The sequence below is a fragment of the Trichocoleus sp. FACHB-90 genome (assembly GCF_014695505.1).
Lineage (GTDB): Bacteria > Cyanobacteriota > Cyanobacteriia > Cyanobacteriales > FACHB-T130 > Funiculus > Funiculus sociatus.
Map to the genome: position 1 here is coordinate 308,208 of NZ_JACJOK010000069.1, position 7,288 is coordinate 315,495.

7 protein-coding genes, 1 pseudogene and 1 riboswitch are annotated in these 7,288 nt (G+C 45.3%); of the genes and pseudogenes, 3 read left to right on the plus strand and 5 right to left on the minus strand.

Translation table 11 applies throughout. The annotated features are described in order from the left end of the window. Positions 1-49: 49 nt before the first annotated feature. Positions 50-1,660: a DUF3084 domain-containing protein gene (locus H6F74_RS20900; RefSeq protein WP_190444089.1), complete on the minus strand. Its 1,611-nt coding sequence runs from the start codon at positions 1,658-1,660 to the stop codon at positions 50-52. Between the two features lie 108 nt (positions 1,661-1,768). Then, positions 1,769-2,440: a global nitrogen regulator NtcA gene (gene ntcA / locus H6F74_RS20905; RefSeq protein ID WP_190418575.1), complete on the minus strand. Its 672-nt coding sequence runs from the start codon at positions 2,438-2,440 to the stop codon at positions 1,769-1,771. Positions 2,441-2,780: 340 nt separating this feature from the next. Between ntcA and fabI the strand changes: the two genes are divergently transcribed. After that, positions 2,781-3,557 carry an enoyl-ACP reductase FabI gene (fabI, locus tag H6F74_RS20910; RefSeq protein WP_190444090.1) on the plus strand — a complete coding sequence of 259 codons (777 nt, stop codon included), beginning with the start codon at positions 2,781-2,783 and terminating at the stop codon, positions 3,555-3,557. 109 nt (positions 3,558-3,666) lie between these two features. Further along, the gene (gene hisB / locus H6F74_RS20915) at positions 3,667-4,308 is read left to right on the plus strand and encodes an imidazoleglycerol-phosphate dehydratase HisB (protein ID WP_190444091.1); all 642 of its coding nucleotides are present in this window, start codon (positions 3,667-3,669) and stop codon (positions 4,306-4,308) included. Positions 4,309-4,395: 87 nt separating this feature from the next. On the opposite strand, the gene H6F74_RS20920 is transcribed toward hisB, so the two are convergent. The 3 genes and pseudogenes from H6F74_RS20920 to H6F74_RS31130 all read right to left on the minus strand — a co-directional run bounded on the left by H6F74_RS20920 (position 4,396) and on the right by H6F74_RS31130 (position 6,556). Continuing rightward, positions 4,396-5,505 (minus strand): WG repeat-containing protein, encoded by a 1,110-nt coding sequence (locus H6F74_RS20920; protein WP_190444092.1) that lies wholly within the window; start codon positions 5,503-5,505, stop codon positions 4,396-4,398. A 191-nt stretch (positions 5,506-5,696) separates the two neighbouring features. Beyond that, a complete protein-coding gene (locus H6F74_RS20925) occupies positions 5,697-6,110 on the minus strand; it encodes a hypothetical protein (protein WP_190444122.1) in 414 nt (137 codons plus the stop codon). Positions 6,111-6,176: 66 nt separating this feature from the next. After that, positions 6,177-6,556 (minus strand): annotated as a pseudogene (locus tag H6F74_RS31130) (hypothetical protein). A gap of 183 nt (positions 6,557-6,739) precedes the next feature. After that, a riboswitch (Fluoride riboswitch) is annotated at positions 6,740-6,823 on the plus strand. A gap of 141 nt (positions 6,824-6,964) precedes the next feature. On the opposite strand from H6F74_RS31130, the gene H6F74_RS20935 reads away from it, so the two are divergent. Beyond that, positions 6,965-7,288, plus strand: a 324-nt coding sequence (locus tag H6F74_RS20935; protein ID WP_190444093.1) for a transposase family protein, incomplete at its 3' end; no start/stop codon positions are given.

Consider the following 7,288-nt stretch of genomic DNA (forward strand, 5'->3'; position numbering starts at 1 on the left):
TGGGGATTGGGAATTAGGGATTGGGGATTGGGGATTGGGAATTGACAAATTACATACTAAAAATTACCTCTCCATTCCGCACGACTACTAAATTCAGTTTCAGCGGCCCTACGAGGTATGTATCTTCTGCCACTACTGCCTTGAGATCGATAGGCTGCTTGAACTTTTTCAGCTTTTCAATAAAGCGAATCAAGCTGGTAATTCGACCGTCGCCTACCTGAATTGTATCGTTCAAAATTCCAGCTCGATTAGCTCGGAACTGAGATGCTCCCAGGAGCAAATCGATCCGCTGCCGCATTTGTTGGTCATTCATAGTTGAAGGGTCGGCAGATGTTGCTGCGATGATATCACCATCACTGAACACGATTTTATTCACTGTCGCGTCTGCAAAGACTTGTACGTCCTTTTCCCCTTGGACGTAGTTGCCAGCCGAGAAAATTCGCACCAGGTAGGGGCGACCATCTTTAATTTGGTTAAGCAGTTGGTCTACCTGCGCTTGGGTAATTTGCACTACGCGCTCATTGACCACCTTGTTGTTATTGTTGTTACCAGGTTGCGTAGCTTTCATTGCTGTGCGATTTGCTTCTCGTAAAAGCTGATCTATAGCCTGACGGGCGGCGGCGGGATCGACAATACGGAAGACACCAAAAGCCAGAACTTGACCGCGTTGGAGAGCGACGTTACCTTGACGCAACGCTTGATAGGATTGGTAATACTGTTCCAGGTCTGCTACTTCCTGCTCTAGGGCAGCTTGTTGTTTCTCTATTTCCTTGAGGCGAGTTTCGCGCTGAGTAATTACTTGGTCTCGTGCGGAAATTTCCTCATCAAGTTGGGCGAGGGCTGTGTCTCGCTTGGCGATTTCTTTATCACGTTGGGCAATGCTGTTTCTCAGGTTGGAAATTTTTTGATCAAGTTCTGCCAAGGCTTGGTCGCGATTACCAATTTCCCGGTCGCGTTCTGTGATGGCTTGGTCAAGCTTGGCGATTTCGCGATCGCGTTGAGTAACTTGGCCCTTGAGTTGGGTGATTTGAGCCTTTACGCGATCGCGCTCCTTGATTAGTTCCTGGCGTTCCCCTTGAAGTTGTTGAATTTCAGAACGTAAATTTACCGCTTGCCCAGAAACACTTTCCAGCTGTTGCTGGGTTTTCTCAAAGCTAGCCGCAACGCTTTTAAGTTCGCGCTCTGTCTTGCTCAGTTGCGCCTCTGTCTGGGCTTGTCTGGCTAGTGCTGCCGCCAGAGACTTATTAATGGCATCCAGACGCTTTTGGGCGGCTTGCTGCTCGGTACGGGCTAGTGAGAGTTCGTTTTCAGTTTGTTGTTTCTGGGCTGCAACTTTGGAGAGTTCGCTTTCAGTTTGTTGTTTCTGGGCTACAGTTTGGTCAAGCTCCCGACGAGCGGTTCTGAGTTTTCGCTGAATTTCATCAACTTGAAACACGCCTGTGCGTAACGGCTTGCTGGTGGCAAATAGGATCGTCAGGGTTGAGGCGGAAATCATCAAACCTGTAAGAATTGTAACTAAGACCGCAGTTTTCTTGGGACGCAGATTGAACAGACTCAGCCGCGCTTTTCCCACGCGAGTGCCAATGCGATCGCCCAAGGTGGCGATCGCACCACCCAATACCAAAATCGATAAAATTAAGACCAGCGCACTGGTGGTCATTTTCCAGCTTTAGCTATCACCTCTCAAGCTTAAGCATAAAGGCTTTTTTGTGATAGACGCTGGTACTTCAACTATTGATTAACAAAAGCTGACAGTGCAAAAGATGTTTTAGGTGAACTGCTGGCTCAAAGCTACCGGGTTATGAACGGTAATTTTTTTCTTATTGATGGAAATCATTTTCTCTGAGCGTAAATCTCCCAGTAACCGGGTGACTGTCACTCTTGTGGAACCAATTGCTTCTGCGATCGCTTGGTGAGAAAGCTTCAGATCAACTGTAATTCCATTCGGGCCTGGAACGCCAAAATCGCGACAGAGAATCAACAAAAAACTCACCAATCGCGATCCCATATCCCGGTGCGCCAAAGTCTCAATCATCATCTCTGTTTGCAAGATCCGCGATGAAAGCCCCCGCAGCATCAACATCGACAATTCTGGATTATCCTTGAGCGCTTGCTCCACCTGTTCAATTGGTGCTGAAAGCAACTCCACAGGCGTAAATGCTACTGCGTGATAAAATCTGTCTGACCGATTCCCGGTAATCAACGACAGTACGCCAAAGACGCTGTTTTCTCGCAGCAGCGCCACTGTAATTTCTTCCCCAGCTTCGTACACGCGAGACAGCTTCACAGCTCCTTTGAGCAAAAAATATACCCGTTCAGCCGGGTCTCCGGGGAAAAAGATAGTTTTGCCCCGATCAAAGGTTTCCACCACTGGCGGAAACGCCCCACCTCCGATTTGACGGAACACAGCTGCTAACGGTCTATCTTGCGTCACTACCACTTCCTTATATCCTTATTGCTGCCCTAGAAACTCTTCTGGGAATTACAACCGACTGTGAGAAATTTCTGACTTTAGACACTGATAAACTGACTCTTAGGCAGTTTTTTGTGCTGCTTGATACATAATTTTAAAGTTGTTTTATCCTCCAAGTTTTTCCAATTGCCTCAACCCCACGGCGCAAATCAGATTGTTAAGGAAAATGTCTATATCTTGACAATACCTGTTTGATAAGCTGGGATGCAGTTTGAGTCATGTTGGGTAAGCTTCGATCCCGACGCAAGCTATCTGAATTACCGCCCTAAATCGGATATTCTCTAATATTGCCTTCAAAATTGACATCATGCTAGATTTATCAGGAAAAAATGCCCTAGTTACTGGCATTGCCAACAACCGCTCAATCGCTTGGGGTATTGCCCAGCAGTTACACAAAGCTGGTGCAAATTTGGGAGTTACTTATCTACCAGACGACCGAGGACGCTTTGAGAAGAAAGTCGCCGAATTGGTAGAACCTCTCAACCCCAGCTTGTTTTTACCTTGCGATGTTCAGAATGATGACCAAATTCGTTCTACATTTGATGCCATCCGCGATAAGTGGGGCAGGCTAGATATTTTAATCCATTGTCTTGCTTTTGCCAACAAGGACGATTTATCAGGTGATTTTAGCAACACCACCCGCGCTGGCTTCACTCAAGCTTTGGAAATTAGCACCTACTCGCTAGTTCAACTGGCTGGGGCGGCGAAACCGCTAATGACAGAAGGCGGCAGTATTGTCACCCTAACTTATTTGGGCGGCGTTAAGGTGATCCCCAATTACAATGTGATGGGCATTGCTAAGTCTGGCTTGGAAATGAGCGTGCGTTATCTAGCCTCGGAGATGGGGCCTTCTAATATTCGCGTGAATGCAATCTCAGCTGGCCCGATACGCACTCTGGCATCATCGGCGGTGGGTGGCATTCTGGATATGATCCATCATGTTGAGGAAGTAGCACCACTGCGGCGAACTGTGACTCAGACAGAAGTGGGAAATGCTGCTAGTTTCTTGTGCAGCGACTTGGCAAGTGGGATTACGGGTCAAGTGCTGTATGTAGATGCTGGATACGAGATTATGGGAATGTGATGTAGGGGCTGGGGATTGGGGACTGGGGAAAGAATCTAACTTACCCCATTCCCTAGCTCGATAGCATAGAATAATAAACTTACTTGTTTCTTGTTAGTGAGCATCTGCTATGCAGACAAGCGATCGCGTTTCCACCACTCCGAACCTTGAACAACTTTTATCACCTCGCACGGCTACGGTTTCACGTAAGACGGGCGAAACTGATGTCTTGGTGACAGTAAACTTAGACGGGAATGGGACTTGCAACGCCAATACGGGCATTCCCTTTTTGGATCATATGCTGCATCAAATTGCCTCTCACGGGCTGATTGATTTGGATGTAGCCGCGAAAGGGGATTTAGAAATTGATGACCACCACACCAACGAAGATGTGGGCATTACGTTGGGGATGGCGTTCGGGAAAGCACTAAGCGATCGCAAGGGAATTGTTCGCTTTGGTAATTTCCTCGCCCCCTTAGATGAAGCTTTGGTGCAGGTGGTGTTAGACTTTTCTGGTCGTCCTCACCTCAGCTATGGCTTACAAATTCCCACCCAGCGAGTCGGGACTTATGACACTCAGCTGGTGCGAGAATTTTTTGTAGCGGTGGTGAATCATAGCCAGATGACGCTGCACATCCGACAGTTGGATGGGATTAATTCCCACCACATTATCGAAGCGACCTTTAAGGCGTTTGCGCGTAGTCTTCGTATGGCTATGGAAATCGATCCCCGTCGTGCTGGTATGATTCCCAGTTCCAAAGGGGTTTTGTAGGTGGTCAGGGGATAGTTCAGTTCGGGAGGATTAGCTTAGGTTGCGATCGCTAAGCAAGAGTGAACTTTCTCCTGCATCTACTAGGTATTACTTGAGGGGATTGGCAATATAGCCATACTTGTTGCCAATTTTTACTTTCGCTAACCCTTCAGAAAAAGGCAAAGCGTTATCAAATTGCGGCTGGATTACAAACTTTCCAGTTTTATCAACATAGCCCCACTTGCTGCCCCTTTTTACAGATACCAACCCTTCAGAAAAGTCATAAGTGTTATTAAATTGCGGTGCAATCACGATGTTTCCCGCCTTGTCGATATAGCCAATCTTATCTGCGATCGCTATCCCCGCCAGCCCTGTGTAAATGCTACCAGCCCAATGAAATTGGGGCGCAATCACGAAGTCTCCCGTCTTATCAATATAGCCCCATTTTTTTTCAATTGATATCGCCGCTAATCCTTCGGAAAAAGGCTTAACTTCATCAAATTCTGGTGGAATTACAACCTTCCCTTGCTGATTAATATAGCCCCACTTTTCACCACTTTTAAAAAGTGCTAGTTCTTCGGAAAAAGATTCAGCCGAATCAAATTTCAGTGGGATTACGAACTTGCCACTCTTGTTAATATAGCCGTACTTGCTGCCCATTTCTACCGCCGCCAGTCCTTGGGAAAACGGCTTAGCTTCATCAAATTGCGGTGGAATGATGGCTTTCCCCGTCTTGTCGATATAGCTATACTTGCCGCCTACCTTTACTGCTGCCAGTTCTTGAGAAAACGACTCTGCTAAATCAAATTGCGGCTGGATTAGGAAGTTGCCACTTTTGTCAATGTATCCCCATTTACCGTTTATTTTTGCTGCTGCCAGCCCTTGCGAAAATGACTCAGCTAAGTCAAATTGTGGTTGAATTAAAAAGTTGCCACTTTTATCAATATATCCCCATTTGCCGTTTATTTTTACCGCTCCCAGCCCTTGCGAAAATTCATTAGCTGCATCAAATTTTAGCGGTATGGCTATTGGCGAATTAATTATCCGTTCTATAGTTGCTCCAGACTCATTCTGACCAATACGATAACCTAAAATAGATTCACAGCCAGAAATTTGAGTCACCGCTAATCCCAACAGAAAGAGGACAGTAGGCTGAAGCAATTTGTTTTTATAATTGGGAACTGGCTGGTAGCGAAAAGCAAAAGTGATAACGACCATCAGGCTTTAAAGGTACGCCAAGTTATTCACCTCAATTTTCACATACTCAGTAGATGCGATCGCGCGTTAGTTGTATTTAGCTCAAAAGAATATAGTCGGTAAGAAAGACCTGCACATCAAAAACCAGTTTTCTCTCTAGAAAACTGGTTTTTCAGCATAAAATCTGGGCGCACTACGTGCGCCCAGATTTTTTATAATTTGTCAGAAGGTGTGCGAGGAGCAGTCAGCACATCCCAAGCTGCTTTGGCGGCTTCGGCTAAGCGATCGCCCAACGTTGACACTTCCTTAACAATAGATTCCCAGTTCTTTTCTGTATCCATCTGGATGAGTTTAAACGAGTAAGCAATTCTGTCTGGATCGAACAGCTTATCGTGTTCAATTTTCTCCCGTGCTTGACGCACCGCAGTTAGATAAGTATCGCGGGTGAACTCAGTAGCATTTTTGGTTTCTACCTGCGCCCGTTTTTTAATCGCATCAATTAGTGCCTTTGTTTCATTCTTGACCTCATCGGATTCATGAGGCATATTCTCATTTACGAGGTCTTCCGTTTCTTGACTAATTGATACGATGGCGGTTTCTGTAGTATTTGGTGTTTCGGTATTCATGGATATTTCTCCTTTGATACTTTTAACTTTTGGTTGAGAATAAGAACGAATATCGTGCTTCATTCTTTATCCTCCCTTTAGCATCAAACACCTAACAAAGGGCATTTCTTGCTCCAGCTTAAGCAACGCTTGAATTCTTGCATCTGTCGAAGGGTGGGTGGAAAACAAATTACCCAAGAACTCGCCAGAAACGGCATTGACAATTAAGAGGGGTTTAAACGGCGCTTACCATTCTGTACAGACTAGGCGCTTGACTAGCAGTAATCGGTTGGGCATTATAAGCTGCTAAGGGAATCTGGTCTGAGTAATACCAACCTCCCAGAGTGGTCACACCAAGTAAACCAACCCCCATCAATGCACGTCCAGCCACCAATTAGCCAGTAGCTGACCGTAATTAAGAGGGTGCTTAAGAGAGTCAATAAGGCAACGGTCTGGATTTGATTCATCCGCTTGCCTCCTTTGAAGGCAGTTGCTCAGATCAATCTCTATCTAAGCAATAACATTGTTGTAGTATGTTTGGCTTCAGTCTATCGGTGTAATCGCAGAGGCTTTGTTAGGAAAAGGCGACAACGAAGGTACGGGTTAACCAAGCTGAACGGAAAGGATGCTATCTTTAGACTTAACATTTTTTTTTCTAAGGCGATGGGGTTCGCCAAAACTGCCTTCTGGTCATTGAGTCTTTTGACTAGAAAGCTGATGACCCATACTTTCCTGGTTTGCTGCGGGAAAGTATGGCTATGTAACTAATTAGCGACTCCTGACTCCTAGCAAACCAATTAACAACAAATTGGTTTGGGTCTTGCGGCATCATGGGGTAAAATGTAGCGATCGCTACATTTTACCCAAAAAGAACAATGGACTTTCATCTAGATACCTTATTAAACTTACCGAACGTTACGGTTTTCACCGCTTATCAAAAAGAAGGATTCTTCATTCTGAAATTAGAGTTGTTAAATGAAGGAATTAACTGCCCATTTTGCGGACACTATACTGATAAGTTACACCAAAATCGACCAAATTTAGTCCGAGATTTAGCCATTTGTGGTCAAGGAGTTTACTTAGAAATCCCTCGCCGCCAATTTAATTGTGTTCAGTGTAAAAAATCACCAACGGAACGGCTACCATTTAAAGAAATGGGACGTAATTACACAATTCGTTATGAAAATTATATCTACGAA